The organism is Pseudonocardia sp. ICBG1034 (genome assembly GCF_020131375.1).
In the GTDB taxonomy this organism is placed as follows: Bacteria; Actinomycetota; Actinomycetes; order Mycobacteriales; family Pseudonocardiaceae; genus Pseudonocardia; species Pseudonocardia alni.
Genome location: NZ_JAHLEK010000019.1, coordinates 245,060 through 263,115, shown reverse-complemented (window position 1 = coordinate 263,115; position 18,056 = coordinate 245,060). Strand labels below are relative to the sequence as shown.

Sequence of the window (18,056 nt, the reverse complement as noted above, 5' to 3'; positions counted from 1 at the left end):
CCGAACGGACGTGGCTACCCTGGTGCAGCGTGGCACCCACCTCCGTATTCCCCGCCCTGGAGCCGATCCTGCCCCGCGTCGCCAAGCCGGTGCAGTACGTCGGCGGTGAGGGGAACTCGCAGGTCAAGCCGTGGGACTCCGCGGCCGTCCGCTGGGCACTGCTCTATCCGGACGCCTACGAGGTCGGCCTGCCCAACCAGGGCGTCCAGATCCTGTACGAGGTCCTCAACGAGCGCGCCGACGCACTGGCCGAGCGCTGCTACGCGGTCTGGCCCGATCTCGAGGCCCTGATGCGCGAGTCGGGAGTGCCGTCGTTCACCGTCGACGCCCACCACGCGGTCGGTGACTTCGACGTCCTCGGCGTCTCGTTCTCCACCGAGCTCGGATACACCAACCTGCTCACCACGCTCGACCTGGCGGGGATCCCGCTGCACGCCCGGGACCGCGACGAGAGCCACCCGGTCGTCGTCGCCGGTGGGCACGCGGCGTTCAACCCGGAGCCGGTCGCGGACTTCGTCGACGTCGCCGCGCTCGGTGACGGCGAGGAGGTCGTCGGCGACATCACCGACGTCGTGCGGGACTGGAAGGAGCAGGGACGCCCGGGCGGGCGCCGGGAGCTGCTGCTGCGGCTGTCGTCGACGCCGGGCTGCTACGTGCCGTCCCTCTACGACGTGACCTACGCCGACGACGGTCACATCGCCGCCGTCACCCCGGCCGACGAGCGGGTCCCCGCGAGCGTGCAGAAGCGCACCACGATCGAGCTGGACGACTGGCCGTACCCGAAGAAGCCGCTGGTCCCGCTGGCCGAGACCGTGCACGAGCGGGCCAGCGTCGAGATCTTCCGCGGCTGCACCCGCGGCTGCCGGTTCTGCCAGGCCGGGATGATCACCCGCCCGGTGCGGGAGCGGTCGCTGCAGGGCGTCGGGGAGATGGTCGACGCCGCGGTGCGCGCGTCGGGCTTCGACGAGGTCGGGCTGCTGTCGCTGTCGAGCGCCGACCACTCCGAGATCGCCGAGATCACCAAGGGGCTCGCCGACCGCTACGAGGGCACCAACACCTCGCTGTCGCTGCCCTCCACCCGGGTCGACGCGTTCAACATCGACCTCGCCAACGAGATCTCCCGCAACGGCCGCCGCTCCGGGCTGACGTTCGCCCCCGAGGGCGGGTCCGAGCGGATCCGCCGGGTGATCAACAAGATGGTCTCCGAGGACGACCTCATCCGGACCTGCGCGGAGGCGTTCTCGCAGGGGTGGCGGCAGGTGAAGCTGTACTTCATGTGCGGTCTGCCCACCGAGACCGACGAGGACGTCCTGGAGATCGCCGGGATGGCGCACCGCGTGATCAAGGCGGGGCGCGAGGCGTCCGGCCGCAACGACGTGCGCTGCACCATCTCGATCGGCGGGTTCGTGCCGAAGCCGCACACCCCGTTCCAGTGGGCCGCGCAGTGCCACCCCGAGGTCGTCGACTCCCGGCTGCGCAAGCTGCGCGAGGCGGTCAACGCCGACCGGAAGATCGGCCGCAACATCGGCATGCGCTACCACGACGGCGAGCCCTCGCTGATCGAGGGACTGCTCGCCCGTGGCGACCGCCGGGTCGGCGCCGTCATCGAGAAGGTCTGGCGCGACGGCGGCCGGTTCGACGGCTGGTCCGAGCACTTCTCCTACCGCCGCTGGGTCGACTCCGCCGCCGAGGCCCTGGAGCCGCAGGGGGTGTCGCTGGACTGGTTCACCACCCGCGAGCGCGACGCCGACGAGATCCTGCCCTGGGACCACCTCGACTCCGGCCTGGAGCGCGACTGGCTCTGGGAGGACTGGCAGGACGCGCTCGACGGCCGCGAGCAGGACGACTGCCGCTGGACGCCGTGCTTCGACTGCGGCGTCTGCCCGTCCACCGGTACCGACATCGAGGTCGGCCCCAGCGGGACCACCCTGCTGCCGCTGACCGTGGTCAACCCGACGGCCTCGGCCGCGGGGTCGCTCGGGGGCGCACACCCGGGTGACTGAGAACGGACTGTCCTCGATCCCGGACCCGGCCGTCGCCGACGCCGACGGATCCTCCTGGGAGTACGGCGGCAGGCGCCTGCGGGTCCGGGTCGCCGACGAGCGTGACGTCGCCGCGCTCGCCCGGCTGCGCCGCCTCTGGCTGGAGGAGCGCGCCGGGCGGCCGGTCGAGGACCCGTCGTTCGCCGAGTCGTTCGCCGCCTGGTGGCGGGTCGAGCAGCCGCGGCGGGCGTTCTGGGTGGCCGAGGCGGGCAGTGACCGCGCCGGGTGGACACCGGTCGGGTCGATCAACGTGCTGGAGACCGTGCAGATGCCCCGCCCCGGGGGCCGTGGCACGCGCAGCGGGCAGGTCGGCAACGCCTTCGTCCTCGCCGCGTTCACCGAGGCGGGGGTGCCGCGGGTGCTGCTCGCGGCGGTCGTCGCGCACGCCAGGGCCCGCGGGTACCGGCGGCTGATGCTCGCCCCGACCGCGGGGAGCGCCGCGTTCTACCGGCGTGCCGGGTTCCGGCCCGCCGGCGACGCGCTGCTGGTGCTGGAGCAGTAGACCTCCTGCAGCCGCTGCCCGGCGCGGGACAGGTCGAGCCGGCGGCCGTGCAGCCAGGCGGCGAACTCCGGCACGTCCGGCTCGCAGCCCCCCAGCAGCGGCAGCGTCGCCTCGGCGACCGGCCAGTACCCGCGGCCGTCGCCCGGCCGGCACGTCGAGCACGTCGAGCACGTCGCCTCGGCCGGCTCGACGCGCAGCGGGTCCCCACCGAGCCGGGGCGTCGGCGATGCGGGCGCAGGTGGTCACGATCGGCCCGTAGCGCTTCCACCGGTCGCGGAACGCGGCCGGGGAGTCGGTGACCGCGAACCGGGCGGACCCCGGCGAGGCGTGCAGGTCCCGCACCCCGTCCCCGAGCAGCGTGCGGACGTGTGCCTCGTCCCCCAGCGGACAGGCGGCGCCGAGCCGGGCGGCGGGGCGGGCACGAACGGGCGCAGCGTGGCGAGCAGCCCACCGACGAACCCGCCCGGCGTCCAGGCGAGCAGCCCGATCCGGCCGCCCGGACGGCAGACCCGCAGCAGCTCGGCCGCCGCCCGCTCGTGGAACGGGGCGAACATCACGCCCACGCAGGACAGCACGACGTCGAACGCGGCGTCGGGGAAGGGCAGCGCCTGGGCGTCGGCGGCCGAGGTCGGGAACGATGGTCGTGGTGGGGTGCTCCTCCCGAGCGGCTGGTCGCCCCGCGAGGATCGGCGCGGACCGTGTGCCCGACCGTGTGCACACCCCTCCTAGACTCGGGTGCATGGCGCGCGTGAAGGCAGGAGCGGCGGCGAACCCGGCACCCCCGACGGTGCAGCGGGTCCGCCTGCGCTTCGCCAAGCGCGGACGGCTGCGGTTCCTCTCGCACCGCGACGTGGCCCGCAGCTTCGAACGCGCGGTCCGCCGGGCCGGTGTCCCGGTCTCGCACTCGCACGGCTTCAGCCCGCACCCGCGGCTGTCCTGGGTCGGCGCCGCCCCGACCGGGGCGGCCAGCGAGGCCGAGTACGTCGAGATGGGGCTGACCCGCGAGGTCGACCCGGAGCTGGTCCGGGAGGCCATGGACCGGGCGCTGCCCGACGGGCTCGACGTCGTCGCGGCGGCGGTCGCGACGCCGCCCGCGCTGGCCGACCGGATCGACGCCGCCCGCTGGCGGCTCGAGATCCGCGGGCTCGACCCCGCCGAGGTGCGGTCCGCGGTCGAGCGGTTCCTCGCCGAGACCTCGGTCGTGGTGACCCGGGTGACCCCGTCCGGGCGCAAGGAGATCGACGTGCGCGCCGCCGTCGTGACTCTGTCGGTCGAACCGCAGGTGAACGGCACACCGGCCGATCATGACCCGTCCGGGGCGGCGGGTTCCCCGGGTTCGGTCACCGACTGTGCGATACTGACGGCGGTCGTACGGCTGACGACACCGACCGTCCGACCCGATGACGTACTGGGCGCGCTCACCGTCGTCGCAGACCTGGCGCCGCCGGTACCGGTGACGGCCACCCGGTTGGCGCAGGGCCTGCTCGACGACGGGGGCGACCTGGTGGATCCGCTCGGTGCGGTCCCGGCGACCCGGGCCCGGCCGGACGGTTCCTGACACGGACGGCACTTCCCGCCTCCGGTCCGGCGTCGAGCACCATCCCCGAAGACCGGGGAGCGACACCAGATGTGCCGTACCGCGCAACCCGCGCGAGCTGCGGAACGTACGCGCAAGGTCCCTGAGCGGCCGCCTCCGACGTGAGGCGCCCGGGGGCGAAGGAGCTGAATGTCCGTGAACGACGCGCCCGCCGGTAGCACCGGCGGGCTCTCCGAGCTGCCGGAGAAGATGCGGGTCCACGCCCTGGCCAAGCTGCTGGGCACGGCGAGCCGCGATGTCCTGGCGACCCTGGTCGGTCTGGGCCAGGAGGTCCGTAGCGCCCAGTCCAGCATCACCCGTGCGACGGCCGAGCAGGTCGTCGCGGCGCTGCGCCCGGTCACGGACGCGGCCGGGGCCACCTCCCCGGAGCCCGCCGACGGTGCCGAGCCCGCCGCGGCGGAGCCCGCCCCCGCGGCCGGCACGCCGGACGCCGCCCTGGCCGAGGCCGCGGCCGTGCTCGACATCGGCTCCGCCGACGCCGGGGACGCGACCACCGAGGTCCCGGCGAACCCGTTCGACACCGGTTCCGGTGCCTCCCGGGGCGGGTCCGCGCCCGCACTGGCGCCGGTCTTCGCCGTCCCGATGTTCCAGGCCCCCACGGCCCAGGGCACCGCGCAGACCGCCCCGGCGGCGGCCGAGCCCGCCGGCGACGACGCGGCCGAGCAGCCCGGTGGCGAGGACGGCACCGACGGCGGCCCCCGCCGCGGCCGCAAGAGCCGCCGTCGCAAGGACCGCGACACCGACACCACCGCGGCCCCGGCCGCGGACACCGGGGCCACCACCCCGGTCACCGACGACGCCGACACCGACGGGACCACCGACGCCGACGACCGGGGCGACGGCTCCGACGACGACGGCGAGGACGAGAACGGCAACCGTCGCCGCCGCCGCCGGGGCCGTCGTGGCCGCGGCCGCGGCAAGGGCGGCGAGGACTCCGGCGATGACGGTGATGACTCGGAGGACTCCGACGAGTCCGGTTCCGAGGACCCCGGTTCCACCGGGGCCGACTCCGAGGACTCCGACGACTCCGACGACGACTCCGACGAGCAGTCCTCGGGTGGCTCGCGCCGCCGGCGGCGCCGTCGTCGTCGCGGGGGGTCCGACGTCGAGGACCGTTCCGAGGACGACCCGCCCAACACCGTCACCCGGGTCCGCGAGGCCCGGAGCGAGTCCCGCCAGGACTCCGGGTCGTCCTCCGACGACCAGGTCCAGGGCGTGCGCGGCTCCACCCGGCTCGAGGCCAAGCGCCAGCGCCGGCGGGACGGCCGCGACGCGGGCCGCCGCCGTCCGCCGATCCTGTCCGAGTCGGAGTTCCTGGCCCGGCGCGAGTCGGTCGACCGCCAGATGGTGATCCGCCAGCGCTCCGACCGCACCGAGATCGGCGTGCTCGAGGACGACATCCTCGTCGAGCACTTCATCACCGGCGGCAACTCCGGCAGCTCGATGGTCGGCAACGTCTACCTCGGCCGCGTGCAGAACGTGCTGCCCTCGATGGAGGCGGCCTTCGTCGACATCGGCCGCGGCCGCAACGCCGTGCTCTACGCCGGCGAGGTCGACTGGGACGCCGCCGGCCTCAACGGCAAGGCGCGCAAGATCGAGCAGGCGCTGTCCTCCGGCGACCAGGTGCTGGTGCAGGTCACGAAGGACCCGGTCGGCCACAAGGGTGCCCGGCTGACCACGCAGATCTCCCTCGCCGGCCGCTTCCTGGTCTACGTGCCCTCCGGCGGCGCCGCGGGGATCTCCCGCAAGCTGCCCGACACCGAGCGCAAGCGCCTCAAGGAGATGCTGAAGGAGATCGTCCCGGCCGACGCCGGTGTGATCATCCGGACCGCCTCCGAGGGTGTCTCGCACGAGGCCCTCGAGCGCGACGTCCGCCGCCTGCAGGCGCAGTGGGAGGTCGTCAAGGAGAAGGCGAACAAGACCGGCCCGGGCGCGCCCAAGGCCCCGACGCTCCTCTACGAGGAGCCGGACATGCTGGTCAAGGTCGTCCGCGACCAGTTCAACGAGGACTTCTCGAAGCTGATCGTGTCCGGCGCCGACGCCTGGGACACCGTGTCCGGCTACGTCGGGCACGTCGCGCCCGAGCTCACCGACCGGATGCACCGCCACACCGGCCCGTCCGACGTCTTCACCGAGTACCGGATCGACGAGCAGCTGCTCAAGGCGCTGGACCGCAAGGTCTGGCTGCCCTCGGGCGGCACCCTGGTGATCGACCGGACCGAGGCGATGACCGTCGTCGACGTCAACACCGGCAAGTTCACCGGCTCCGGCGGCAACCTCGAGGAGACCGTCACCCGCAACAACCTGGAGGCGGCCGAGGAGGTCGTCCGCCAGCTGCGGCTGCGTGACATCGGCGGGATCATCGTCGTCGACTTCATCGACATGGTGCTCGAGGCGAACCGGGACCTGGTCCTGCGCCGCCTCACCGAGTGCCTCGCCCGGGACCGCACCCGCCACCAGGTCGCCGAGGTGACCTCGCTCGGCCTGGTCCAGATGACCCGCAAGCGGGTCGGCGGCGGGCTGCTGGAGCACTTCTCCACCACCTGCGAGCACTGCCGCGGGCGGGGCGTGATCGTCTCGACCGACACCGGGCCGGACCACCAGCACGGCCGTTCCGGCAACGGCGCGCAGCACGGGAACGGCTCCGGCAACGGGAACGGCAACGGCTCCGGCAACGGGTCCGGCTCCGGGAACGCCGGCAACGGCGACTCCGACGGCGGCGGGCGTCGCCGTCGTCGCCGCGGCGGCAACGGCAACGGCGAGTCCGGCAACGGCGAGTCCGGCCACGGCGCCTCCGGGAACGGGGACGCCGACCGCCACGACGCCGACCGCCACGCGCCCGACCGCAACGGCTCCGGGCACCGCAACGGTGCCGACCGTGCCGAGGACCGGGACGGCTCCGGCGACACCGGGCGCGTCGACGCCGCCGCGGGTGCCGCGGCCGTCGCCGCGGGCAGCACCCCGAAGGGCGACGACGGCGCGGCCGCCGGGTCCACCGGGGTCTCCGTCCCGGCCACGGCCGACACCACCGTCACCGACGCCGCACCCGCACCGGCCCCGGCCGACGACGAGACCGTCGTCGCCGAGCCGCGCGGTGAGCTGACCGGTTCGGCCGCCCCGGTGGTCGCCGAGCCCACCGGGGCCCCGCAGGCCGCGACTCCGGCCCCGGACGTGGCCCCTGCCCAGGACGTGGCCCCGGAGCCGGCGGGGACGACCCCCGCCGCCCCGGAGCCCGACGCACCCGCACCGCGCCGCCGCCGGGTCAGCCGCTCCGCCGGCGCCCCGGTCCGCGGTGGTGAGGCGGTGGTCATCACGACCGCCTCGACGCCGGAGGAGTCCGCTCCGCCGGCGGCCACGGCGGCACCGGCCGACGCGGGAACGGCGGCCGCTCCGGCCGTCGCCGCGCAGCCGGAGCCCGCCGCGGCCGTCACCCGTACCCGCCGTCCACGCCGGGCGGCCTCCCGTCCGGCGGGTCCGCCCCAGGACGGAGGGTGACGGCGACCCCGGCGGAGAGCACTCCGACGGGGTCGCGTAACCTTGACCGACAGAAGCCACGCCTCTGCACACGACAGTGTTCGGCACGGGGGCCGTGGTGTGCGCGCCGGGGACCGGCGCGAGCTGTGAAAGCCCGAGCGCACCAGATGCGCCCCCGATGTTCAGGAGTCGTGCGTCAGCGATGTACGCGATCGTCAAGACCGGCGGCAAGCAGTACAAGGTGGCCGTCGACGACGTGGTCACCGTCGAGAAGCTCGACGGTGAGCCCGGCGCCGAGATCATTCTGCCCGCCGTGCTGCTCGTCGACGGCGACCAGGTGACCACCGACGCCAGCGGCCTCACCTCCGCGGTGACGGCCACCGTCGTCGAGCACACCAAGGGTCCGAAGATCCGGATCCACAAGTTCAAGAACAAGACCGGGTACCACAAGCGTCAGGGGCACCGTCAGCCCCTGACGAAGGTCCAGGTCACCGCGATCGGCAAGTAAGGAGCCCGCGTCATGGCACACAAGAAGGGTGCGTCCAGCTCCCGTAACGGTCGCGACTCCAACGCCCAGTACCTGGGTGTGAAGCGTTTCGGCGGCCAGTCGGTCAAGGCCGGCGAGATCCTCATCCGTCAGCGCGGCACCGCCACCCACCCGGGTGTCAACGTCGGGCGCGGCAAGGACGACACGCTGTTCGCCCTCGCCGCCGGGACCGTCGAGTTCGGTTCCAAGCGCGGCCGCAAGACCGTGAACATCGTGCCGGCCGAGGTCTGAGCGACCCGCCAGCACAGCGACGCCGACGGCGGGTCACCCCGGTAACGGGGGGCCCGCCGTTCGTCGTGTCACCACCCACCGCGGCCCCGCCGCGGTACGACAACGACAGGAGCACCGTCATGTCCCGGTTCGTGGACCGCGTCGTGCTGCACGCGACCGCGGGTGCCGGGGGCAACGGCTGCGCCTCGGTACACCGCGAGAAGTTCAAGCCGCTCGGCGGCCCCGACGGCGGCAACGGCGGCCGGGGCGGCTCGGTCGTGCTCGTCGTCGACGCGGGTGTGCACACCCTGCTCGACTACCACCACCGCCCCCGCGCGGAGGCGAAGAACGGCACCCAGGGGCAGGGCGCGTTCAAGCAGGGCGCGAACGCCCCGGACCTGGAGCTGCGGGTGCCCGACGGCACCGTCGTGCTCGACGCCGGCGGCGAGGTCGTGGCCGACCTGGTCGGTGTCGGCACCCGGTTCGTCGCCGCCGAGGGCGGACGGGGCGGGCTCGGCAACGCCGCGCTGTCCTCCGCCGCCCGCAAGGCCCCCGGTTTCGCGCTGCTCGGCGAGCCCGGCGACGAGGTCGAGCTGACCCTGGAGCTGCGCAGCCTCGCCGACGTCGGCCTCGTCGGGTTCCCCAGCGCGGGCAAGTCCTCGCTGGTGGCGGCCCTGTCCGCGGCCCGCCCGAAGATCGCCGACTACCCGTTCACCACCCTCGTGCCCCAGCTCGGCGTGGTCAGCGCGGGGGACGACACCTTCACCGTCGCCGACGTCCCCGGCCTCATCCCGGGCGCCGCCGACGGCCGCGGCCTCGGCCTGGAGTTCCTGCGCCACATCGAGCGCTGCTCGGTGCTGGTGCACGTGGTGGACTGCGCGACCTTCGAGACCGAGCGCGACCCGGTGTCCGACATCGAGGCACTGGAGACCGAGCTGGCGCACTACGCCGAGGCCCTCGGCACCAGCGCGCTGGGGGAGCGGATCGACCAGCGCCCGCGCCTGGTCGCGCTCAACAAGATCGACGTCCCGGACGCCGCGGACCTGGTCGACATGGTCCGCGAGGACCTGACCGAGCGCTTCGGCTGGCCGGTGTTCGCGATCTCCACCGCGTCCCGGGCCGGGCTGCGGGAGCTGAGCTTCGCGATGGCCGAGAGGGTCGCCGCGGCCCGTGCCGCGCGCCCGGAGGCCGAGCCGAGCCGGATCGTGCTGCGCCCGCGCGCCGTCGACGACACCGGTTTCACCATCACGCCCGACCCGGAGCTCGACGGCGGGTTCGTCGTGCGCGGGGAGCGCCCCGAGCGGTGGATCCGCCAGACCGCGTTCGAGAACGACGAGGCCGTCGGCTACCTCGCCGACCGGCTCGCCCGGCTCGGCGTGGAGGAGGCGCTCGCCAAGGCCGGAGCCGTCCCCGGCTGCCCGGTCACCATCGGCCAGGTCACCTTCGACTGGGAGCCGTCCACCCCGGCCGGCGTCGCCGCCCTGCTCACCGGGCGCGGCACCGACATCCGGCTGGAGGGCAACGACCGGGTCGGCGCCGCCGAGCGCAAGCGCGCCCGGGTCGCGCGCCGGAACCACCTGTCCGACGCCGAGCTCGCCGCGGGCGCCCGCTACTCGTCGGACCACGAGATCGAGGAGTGAGACCCGCGTGAGCACGCGCGCCGCACTGGGTGCGGCGAAGCGGATCGTGGTGAAGGTCGGGTCGTCGTCACTGACGAGCCTGACCGGTGGTCTCGACCCGGCCCGGCTCGACGCCCTGGTCGACGCCCTGGTGGGGCGCCGCGCCGCCGGTGCGCAGGTCGTGCTCGTCTCCTCGGGGGCGATCGCGGCCGGCCTCGCGCCGTTGCAGCTGCGCCGCCGGCCGCGGGACCTGGCGACCCAGCAGGCCGCCGCGTCGGTCGGGCAGCTGCTGCTCGCCCACGCCTACTCGGCGTCGTTCGCCCGGCACGGGCAGGGCATCGGGCAGGTGCTGCTCACCGCCGACGACATGATCCGCCGCTCGAGCTACCGCAACGCCCAGCGCACCCTCGAGCGGCTGCTGCAGCTCGGGTCGCTGCCGGTGGTCAACGAGAACGACACCGTCGCCACCGCGGAGATCCGGGTGGGCGACAACGACCGGCTCGCCGCGCTCGTCGCGCACATCGTCGGCGCCGACGCGCTCGTGCTGCTCTCCGACGTCGACGGCCTCTACGACGGCCACCCGCGCGACCCCGGGACGTCGCTGATCACCGAGGTCGACGACCCGGCCGAGCTCGCCGGGGTCAGCGTCACCCGCCCCGGGTCGGGACTGGGCACCGGCGGCATGGCCACCAAGGTCGAGGCGGCCGCGATGGCGTCGGCGGCCGGGATCCCGGTTCTGCTGACCTCCGCCGACCGGATCGCCGACGCCCTCGCCACCACCGAGGTCGGCCCGAAGGTCGGCACGGTGTTCCGCGCCGCCGGGACCCGGATGGGTGCCCGCCGGTTCTGGCTGCGGCACGCCGCCGACGTCCGCGGGGCCCTCGACCTCGACGACGGCGCGGTCGAGGCCGTCCGCCGCCGTCGCCGCTCGCTGCTCGCCGCCGGGGTGCACGGCGTGTCCGGTGACTTCGACGCCGGCGACGTCGTCGAGCTGCTCGCCCCCGGTGGGCGGGCCATCGCGCGGGGTGTCGTCTCCTACGACGCGACCGAGCTGCTGCACATGATCGGCCGCCGGACCCGCGAGCTGCCGCCCGAGCAGCGGCGCGAGCTCGTCCACGCGGACGACCTCGTTCTGCTCTAGACGGCGGCAGGGCACAATGCCCGCATGTCGGCCGACCGCGCCCGTTCCGCGCTGGTCGCGTCCCTGGTCCGCGACGGCCGGGTGCGCACCCCCGCGGTCCGCGCGGCACTGGAGACGGTGCCGCGCCATCTGTTCCTGCCCGCCCTCGACCCCGGCGGGGCCTACGCCGACGTCGCCGTCCCGATCAAGGTCGACGACGGCGTGACGGTCAGCTCGGTCTCCCAGCCGTCGATGGTCGCGATCATGCTGGAACAGCTGGAGGCCGGGCCGGGGCACCGGGTGCTGGAGATCGGTGCGGGGGCCGGCTGGAACGCGGCGCTGCTGGCGGAGCTGGTCGGTCCGGACGGGGCCGTGACCACCCTCGACATCGACGACGACCTGGTCGCGGGGGCCCGGGCGAACCTGGACGCCGCCGGGTTCGACGGCGTCGACGTCGTCGTCGGGGACGGGGCGCTCGGGTATCCGCCCGCCGCGCCCTACGACCGGATCGAGCTGACCGTCGGCTCCACCGGCGTCCGGCCGGAGTGGGTCGCCCAGCTCGCGCCCGGCGGCCGGCTGCTGCTGCCGCTCACGGTGCGCGGCAGCCAGCTGTCGGTGGCGTTCGCCCACACCGCCCCGGGACGGCTGCACTCGCGGTCGGTGCGCAGCTGCGCGTTCGTACGGCTGCGCGGGGAGGGCGCCGACCCGGGCGCCGAGGTCGCGCTGCCGGACGGCCGGTGGCGGGTGCAGCCCGCCTGCGGCTCCGACGACGCCGACGTCCCGGACCCGCGGGTGCTGGCCCGCGCGACCACCGGTGCGGGCACCGACCGGCCGGTGGCCGCGGCGGGCACGGTGGCGGACCTGTGGGACGGGCTCGGGCTGTGGTGCGCGGTCGCGGACCCGGGGGTGGTGCGGCTGTTCGGCCCGGCCGGGGGTGGGGCCGCACCGGCGCTGTTCGACCTCGGTGGCGTCCGCGCGACGCTGGGCCTGGTCGCGGGCGACGGGTGCGCGGTGCTGCTGGCGGACCCGGAGGCGACGGTGCGGGCCTGCGGGCCGGACGGTGACCTCGCCGCCGAGCGGCTGGCCGGGCTGGTCGCGGGGTGGGTCGACGCGGGCCGGCCGCACGCGGCGGACCTGCGGATCGAGGCGGTCGTCCCGTCGCTCGCCGGGCCCGGTGGCGGGCCGGAGCGCGGTTGCGGTGTGGACCGGGCCGGGCCGGGGGACGTGGTGGTGGACGGCGCGGGTACCCGGCTGACGCTGCGCTGGGGTCCGGCCACGGGCTGACACGCGGGGACACGGCCCGGAGCCGGGCCCGGGGCGACACGGTCCCGCACCGCTGCTGCGGCGCGGAGCCCGTGGCCCGGTGCCCCGGCCCACCGGCGTCCCCGGGCGGGCCGCCGGCGGACCCCGGGCCCGCCGGCGGCCCGCCCGCGGTGACCGGGGCACGGTGCTCACCGGGACCGGGTCGTCCGCTTCGGACCCGTCGTCTTCGTCGTGGTCCGCGGCGCCGCGGTCGCCCGGGGGGCCGGGGTCCGCGCGGCGGTGGTCCGCGGTGTGCCCGGGGACCGGGCGACGACCGTGCGGTGGTGGCCGTGGTCGTCGTCGTCGAGCGCGGAGACCGGCACCCACCGCGGCCCGGCCGGTGACACGACCGCCTCGGGCGCCGGGCAGGCGGCCGGGTCCACCTCCAGGTAGTCGTCGCCGTCGGCCTCCAGGACCCCGCACACCTGCCGTTCCGGTCCGGTCGAGCAGGCGGTCAGCGGGGCCCCGGCGACGACGACCAGTGCGAGTGCGGAGAGCCAGGTCGCGGTCCGCACGGCTCAGACCTGCTCGACGTCGAAGTTGACCAGACCGCCCTGGATCTCGGTCACGGTCGCGCGGACGTCGATCGAGTCCTCGCCGGAGGTGACGCGGCAGCCGACGGCCTGGCCGGTGGTGGGGGCGAGGTCGCCGTCGCAGGTGGTGGTGTCGATCGGGACGCCGGCGTTCTGCGCGACGAGCGAGCCGACGGTGTCCTGCAGCAGGGCCTTCGGCACCGGGCGGGGCTCGGTGGTGATGTCGAAGGAGACGTTGTCCCCGTCGACGGCGGTGACGGTGACGACCGCGCCGACCGGCTGGCCACCGGAGTGGAACTCGCAGGTCTGGCTCGCCCCGACGGTCGCGTCGAGGTCGGTGGCGCAGTCGGCCTTCCCGTTGTCGAGGGAGACGCCCTGCGCGCCCAGCTTGCTGACGATCTGCTGCTCGACGCTGTCCGCCGGGACGGAGGCGAGGCTGCAGGCCGTGGTGCCGAACAGGACGGCGCCGGTCGCCGCGGCGACCAGGCCGAGCCGGGCGAGGCTGCGCAGGGTGGCGTTCATGGTGTCTCCTCGGGTGGTGGCCCCGGCGGCCCGGGCGGCCGGTGGGGCGAACACCACGAACTCTGCGGTGGGCCACTGGCAATCCACTTGCAGCGGCCTTGCAGGGTCCTGCACGCGGTCCCGCGGAGCGCGGCTCAGGCGCTCCGGCCCACCACCCGGGTGGCGACGGTGCCGCCGTCACCGAGCTCGTCGAGGACCGCGGCGATCGCCGCCCGCCCACCCGCGACGCCCTCGGTGAACGCGGTGGCGTACCGCTCCGCCGAGCCGCCGAGCGCGGCCCGGACCAGGGCGACGTTGCGCTCGGAGTCCTGCGGGTCCATCTCCTCGGGCCGGTAGCCGACCTCGCCGCCGACCGCGGACACCGCCCCCAGCAGCCGGGCGCCCCGCGCTCCGTCGCCGGACTGTCCCAGCGCGCCCGCGAGCGTGTGCACCGCGACCAGCCAGGACGTCACGTCGGGTTCGCCACCGAGGAACCGCACGAGCGACTCCGCCTCGTCCAGCGCAGCCGGATCGCCGCGGTCGAGCAGGGTCTTCACCAGGTGCCAGCGCGAGGACCCGTCGGCGAACCCGTGCCCGGCCCGCCGCGCCACGGCCACCGCGGACCGCAGCACGTCCAGCGCCGTCGCCGTGTCCCCGCCGAGGCGCGCGAGGTGACCGGCGGCCATCAGCGTCTCGGACTCACCGGGGCCGTCCCCGGCCGCGCGCGAGACCGCGAGTGCCTCGCCCAGCAGGGCCTGCGCGGCCGCCGGGTCGGCCGCCGCGGCCAGGTAGGCGCGGAACGCGAGCCCGCGGGCGACCTTCGTCGGGTGCCGGGCCGGGTCCATCCGCTCCAGCCCGGCGGCGACGTCGGCGGCCGCACCGGCCGGGTCACCGGCCAGGTAGCGCAGGGGACCGGAGGCGAAGTGCGCCAGCCCGACGGCCTCCGGGTCGGCGTCCGGCCCGGCCGCGGCCAGCGCGGCGGTGGCCCACCCGATGCCCTCGGCGACCCGGCCGAAGCGGTACCAGTACCAGCCCATCGCCCCGGCCAGGCGCAGCGCGTCGTCGACCGCGGCGGCACCGCCGTCGGCCAGCGCGGCACCGAACGCGGCCCGCACGTTCGGCTGCTCGGCGCGGACCCGCCCGAACCAGCGGGCCGCGTCGTGGCCGAGCCACGCGGCGTCGGCCTCGGTGACGACGTCGAGGACCCAGCGCCGGTGCGCGGTGCGGGCCGCGGTGCGCGCGGCGTCGTCGAGCAGGGTGTCGCCGAAGGCCCGCAGGGTCTCCAGCAGCGCGAACCGGCGGGGGCCCGGCGCACCGGTGTCGACGCCGACCAGGGACTTCGCGACGAGCGTGGCCAGCCCGTCGCGGACCGGCACCCCGGCGACGGCGGCGGCCGCGGCCGCGTCGAATCCGCCGGTGAACACCGACAGCGCCCCGAACAGCCGCCGGTCGGCCGGGCCGAGGTCGTCGACCGACAGCGCGATGGTGTGCTCCAGGCTCCGGTGCCGGGCGGGGGTGCCCCGGCCGGCCCCCACGAGCAGGGAGAACCGGTCGTCGAGGGCGTCGGCGATCTCCCCGACCGACAGGGTGCGGCTCCGGGCGGCCGCCAGCTCGACGGCCAGCGGGAGCCCGTCGAGCCGGGCGCAGACCTCGGCGACGCGGGCCCGGTCGTCGCCGGTGGGGGCCGCGCCGGGGGCCGCGGCCGACGCGCGGTCCAGGAACAGCTGCTCGGCCGCGGCGGAGGACAGCGGCGCGAGCTCCAGCAGCTGCTCACCGGGCAGGTCGACGGGCTCGCGGCTGGTCGCGACCACCCGCACGCCGGGGCACGCGGGCAGCAGCGTGGTGAGCAGCTCGGCGACGGCGTCGAGGACGTGCTCGCAGTTGTCGAGCACCAGCAGGCCGGGGGCGCCGGCCAGGGCGACGGCGAGCTGGTCGGCGCCCTGGGCGGTGAGCACCCCGGCGGCCTCGGCGACGACCGGGGCGAGCAGCGCGCCGGAGGTCCCCGGGGCGAGATCGGCGAGCTCGGCCCACCACACCGGTCCCCCCGCGTCGGCGGCGAGTGCCAGCGCCACGCGGGTCTTGCCCACCCCGCCGGGGCCGACGACGGTGACGAGCCGGTGGGCGTCGAGGGCGGCGCGCAGCCGGACGAGGTCGTCGTCGCGGCCGAGCAGCGCTGTCGACGGCACCGGCAGCGGCCTGCGGGTGGTCCCGGCGGCGGGCGCCGGGGCGTCGGCGGCGGGGGCCCGGCGCAGCAGCTCCGGGTCGTGGGCGAGCACCGCCCGTTCTGTCGCGGCGAGGCCCGGCCCCGGGTCGACGCCGAGCTCCTCGGCGAGCAGGTCCCGCGCGGTCCGCAGGACGGCGAGGGCGTCGGCCTGGCGCCCGGCGCGGTAGAGCGCGCGGGCCCGCAGCTCCCACGCGCGCTCGCGCAGGGGGTACTCGGTGGTGAGCGCGGCCAGGTCGTCGAGCAGCGTCACGTCCTCGCCGGTGGCGAGCGCGGCGGCGGCCCGGTCCTCGCGGATCCCGGCGCGCAGCTCGGTCAGCGCGGCCACCTCGGCGGCCAGGAAGGCACGGTCGGCGAGGTCGCCGAACGGGGTGCCGTCGCCGGTGGCCAGCGCCAGGTCCAGCACGGACACCGCCTCGTGCGGGCGTCGCTGCGCCAGCGCGGTCGCGCCCCGGGCGGCGAGCTCGCGCATCGCCCACACGTCGACCTGCTCGGGCCGGAGGGCCAGGGTGTAGCCGCCGCTGCCGCGGACCAGCACCGTCGCGGCCCCGCGCGCCGAGCGGCCGGGCTCCAGGACACCGCGCAGCCGGGCGACGTAGGTGTGCAGCGCCTGCTTCGCGGCCGGGGCGGGTTCGGAGTCCCAGACGGCGTCGATGAGCAGGTCCTCGGTGGCCGGACGCCCGGCGGCGACGACGAGCGCGGCGAGCAGGGCCCGTGGGCGCGGCCCGCCGAGCGCCAGGTCGTCGCCGTCACGGCTCGCCCGCACACCTCCGAGGACCGAGAGCTGCAGTGACGACGCCTGCGGGGGGACCGCCTCCGCAGGCACGGCAGGACCGGACATGCCCCGACCCTACGAAGATGATCCGGATCTCCGGAATCATCTGCCCTGATGATGCGTGGCCGTTCAGCCGCGCGGCTCCAGGTGGACCAGCGGGATCTCCCGGGTGGTGCTGCGCTGGTAGCCCGCGTAGTTGCGGTACTTCCCGGCGATCTGCGGCCAGAGCGTCGCGCGGTCGGCCGGGTCGGCGATCCGGGCGCGCATGGGTACGCGGGGCCCGCCCTGCACGGCGATCTCGACGTCCGGGTCGGCACGCAGGTTGAGGAACCAGGCGGGGTGGCGGTCGTCGCCGCCCCGGGAGGCGACGACGACGTAGCTCCCGTCACCGTGGACCGGTGCCGTCAGCAGCACCGTGCGCGGCTCGCCGGAGCGCCGGCCGCGGGTGGTCAGCTCGACGACGGGCATCCCCATCGCCGAGTGGCCGACCTTCCCACCGGTCAGCCGGATCAGCAGACGGTGGCCCGCGTTCATGGCCTTCAGCGCGATGTCGGGTGGGTTCACGACCCCGAGCCTACCGGCGGGTAGCCGGGCTCGTCAGCTCGTCGCGACCTTCTCCAGTGCGGGCCGCAGCCCGTCGAGCAGCCAGCCCACCGACACCACGTTCGGCGCCTGCAGGGCGATGGCCTGGTCCAGCGTCACCGGTGTGTAGGTGCCCTGCCGCACCGCTCGCACCCGGCGCACCAGCTCGTCGCCCTCGAACCTCGCGCGGTCGGCCGGCCCCGCGAAGGTCATCAGGAGCAGGTCGGCCTCCGACAGCCTGCCGACCTCTTCGTAGGACACCCCCACCGTGCCCGGGGCCAGCGCGTCGCTCGCCGGCGCGTCCCGGAACGACGCCGGCACCTCCAGACCCAGCGACCGCAGGAACACCGTGGACTGGTTCTGCTCGCCGACCACCATCGGCAGGATCTCCCCGCGCGCCTGCCCGTAGAGGTAGGTCGTCCCGGCGAGCCCGGGCAGCCGGTCACGGGTCTCGGCGATGCGGCGGTCCGCCTCGGCGATGAGCGTCTCGACGGCGTCCCCGCGGCCCAGCGCCCGACCGATCTGGCGGGCGTCGTCCTGCATGGAGGAGGTGTACAGGCCCTCGGCGTAGGTGACGGTCGGCGCGATCCGCGACAGCGCCTCGTAGCCCGCCCGGTCGCTGATCTGGAACGCCGAGACCCCGAGGACCAGGTCGGGCCGGAACGCCGCGATCTGCTCCAGCGGCAGCGTCCCGTCGGGCTCGATCGCCAGCACCTCGGGCGGGAGGGGGTCGAGGTAGGGGAGCACGGGACCGCTGTCGCCGGAGCTGCGGACCGCGCCGACGACCGGTGCGCCGACGGCCTGGGCGACGGCCAGGTCGTTCATGCCCAACGCGACGACCCGCTGCGGGGGTGCGGGCACCGTCGTCTCGCCGAAGGCGTGCCGGACGGTCACCGGGAACGCGGCCCCGTCGGACGGCGTCGCCGGGGCGGTGCCGGTGCCGCCGGGCGACGCGCCGCAGCCGGTCAGGACCAGGGCCGCACCGAGCAGCGTCGCGAGCAGCGTGGTTCCACGGTGCCTCATCGTTCTCC

15 protein-coding genes are annotated in these 18,056 nt (G+C 75.8%); 9 read left to right on the top strand and 6 right to left on the bottom strand.

The annotated features are described in order from the left end of the window. The first annotated feature begins 29 nt into the window (after positions 1–29). On the top strand, positions 30–2,003 hold the full coding sequence (locus KPF22_RS21395; protein ID WP_224403109.1) for a TIGR03960 family B12-binding radical SAM protein: 1,974 nt from the start codon (positions 30–32) through the stop codon (positions 2,001–2,003). Next, positions 1,996–2,544, top strand: coding sequence for a GNAT family N-acetyltransferase (locus KPF22_RS21390; protein WP_208819388.1), 549 nt, complete (start codon positions 1,996–1,998; stop codon positions 2,542–2,544). Before KPF22_RS21395 ends, KPF22_RS21390 begins: the two co-directional genes overlap by 8 nt. Positions 2,545–2,786: 242 nt before the next feature. On the opposite strand, the gene KPF22_RS33710 is transcribed toward KPF22_RS21390, so the two are convergent. Next, positions 2,787–3,119, bottom strand: a complete 333-nt coding sequence (locus KPF22_RS33710; RefSeq protein ID WP_374107515.1) for a hypothetical protein — start codon at positions 3,117–3,119, stop codon at positions 2,787–2,789. Positions 3,120–3,283: 164 nt separating this feature from the next. Here KPF22_RS33710 and KPF22_RS21380 point away from each other — a divergent pair, with 164 nt between their 5' ends. The 7 genes from KPF22_RS21380 (at position 3,284) to KPF22_RS21350 (ending at position 12,395) form a co-directional block, all read left to right on the top strand. Further along, a complete protein-coding gene (locus tag KPF22_RS21380; RefSeq protein WP_179760648.1) occupies positions 3,284–4,102 on the top strand; it encodes a TIGR03936 family radical SAM-associated protein in 819 nt (272 codons plus the stop codon). Between the two features lie 168 nt (positions 4,103–4,270). Then, on the top strand, positions 4,271–7,636 hold the full coding sequence (locus tag KPF22_RS21375; protein ID WP_224403108.1) for a translation initiation factor IF-2 N-terminal domain-containing protein: 3,366 nt from the start codon (positions 4,271–4,273) through the stop codon (positions 7,634–7,636). A 181-nt stretch (positions 7,637–7,817) separates the two neighbouring features. Continuing rightward, entirely contained in the window at positions 7,818–8,123 is a 306-nt protein-coding gene (gene rplU, locus KPF22_RS21370) for a 50S ribosomal protein L21 (RefSeq protein WP_020624746.1), read from the top strand. A 12-nt stretch (positions 8,124–8,135) separates the two neighbouring features. Beyond that, a complete protein-coding gene (gene rpmA / locus KPF22_RS21365; RefSeq protein ID WP_020624745.1) occupies positions 8,136–8,393 on the top strand; it encodes a 50S ribosomal protein L27 in 258 nt (85 codons plus the stop codon). 119 nt (positions 8,394–8,512) lie between these two features. Beyond that, positions 8,513–10,012, top strand: coding sequence for a GTPase ObgE (gene obgE, locus KPF22_RS21360; RefSeq protein ID WP_208819380.1), 1,500 nt, complete (start codon positions 8,513–8,515; stop codon positions 10,010–10,012). A gap of 7 nt (positions 10,013–10,019) precedes the next feature. Next, complete coding sequence (gene proB / locus KPF22_RS21355) at positions 10,020–11,132, top strand: glutamate 5-kinase (RefSeq protein WP_208819378.1); 1,113 nt, start codon at positions 10,020–10,022, stop codon at positions 11,130–11,132. Between the two features lie 24 nt (positions 11,133–11,156). Continuing rightward, on the top strand, positions 11,157–12,395 hold the full coding sequence (locus tag KPF22_RS21350; protein WP_208819376.1) for a methyltransferase domain-containing protein: 1,239 nt from the start codon (positions 11,157–11,159) through the stop codon (positions 12,393–12,395). A 167-nt stretch (positions 12,396–12,562) separates the two neighbouring features. Here KPF22_RS21350 and KPF22_RS21345 read toward each other — a convergent pair whose 3' ends face one another. The 5 genes from KPF22_RS21345 to KPF22_RS21320 all read right to left on the bottom strand — a co-directional run bounded on the left by KPF22_RS21345 (position 12,563) and on the right by KPF22_RS21320 (position 18,048). Beyond that, positions 12,563–12,928, bottom strand: a complete 366-nt coding sequence (locus tag KPF22_RS21345) for a hypothetical protein (protein ID WP_224403107.1) — start codon at positions 12,926–12,928, stop codon at positions 12,563–12,565. A gap of 3 nt (positions 12,929–12,931) precedes the next feature. Continuing rightward, on the bottom strand, positions 12,932–13,468 hold the full coding sequence (locus KPF22_RS21340; RefSeq protein ID WP_224403106.1) for a DUF4333 domain-containing protein: 537 nt from the start codon (positions 13,466–13,468) through the stop codon (positions 12,932–12,934). 134 nt (positions 13,469–13,602) lie between these two features. Continuing rightward, entirely contained in the window at positions 13,603–16,509 is a 2,907-nt protein-coding gene (locus tag KPF22_RS32275; protein WP_255625045.1) for a BTAD domain-containing putative transcriptional regulator, read from the bottom strand. Positions 16,510–16,572: 63 nt separating this feature from the next. Next, the gene (locus tag KPF22_RS21325; protein WP_224403125.1) at positions 16,573–16,977 is read right to left on the bottom strand and encodes a nitroreductase/quinone reductase family protein; all 405 of its coding nucleotides are present in this window, start codon (positions 16,975–16,977) and stop codon (positions 16,573–16,575) included. A 63-nt stretch (positions 16,978–17,040) separates the two neighbouring features. After that, positions 17,041–18,048, bottom strand: a complete 1,008-nt coding sequence (locus KPF22_RS21320) for an ABC transporter substrate-binding protein (RefSeq protein WP_224403105.1) — start codon at positions 18,046–18,048, stop codon at positions 17,041–17,043. Between the last annotated feature and the right edge of the window lie 8 nt (positions 18,049–18,056).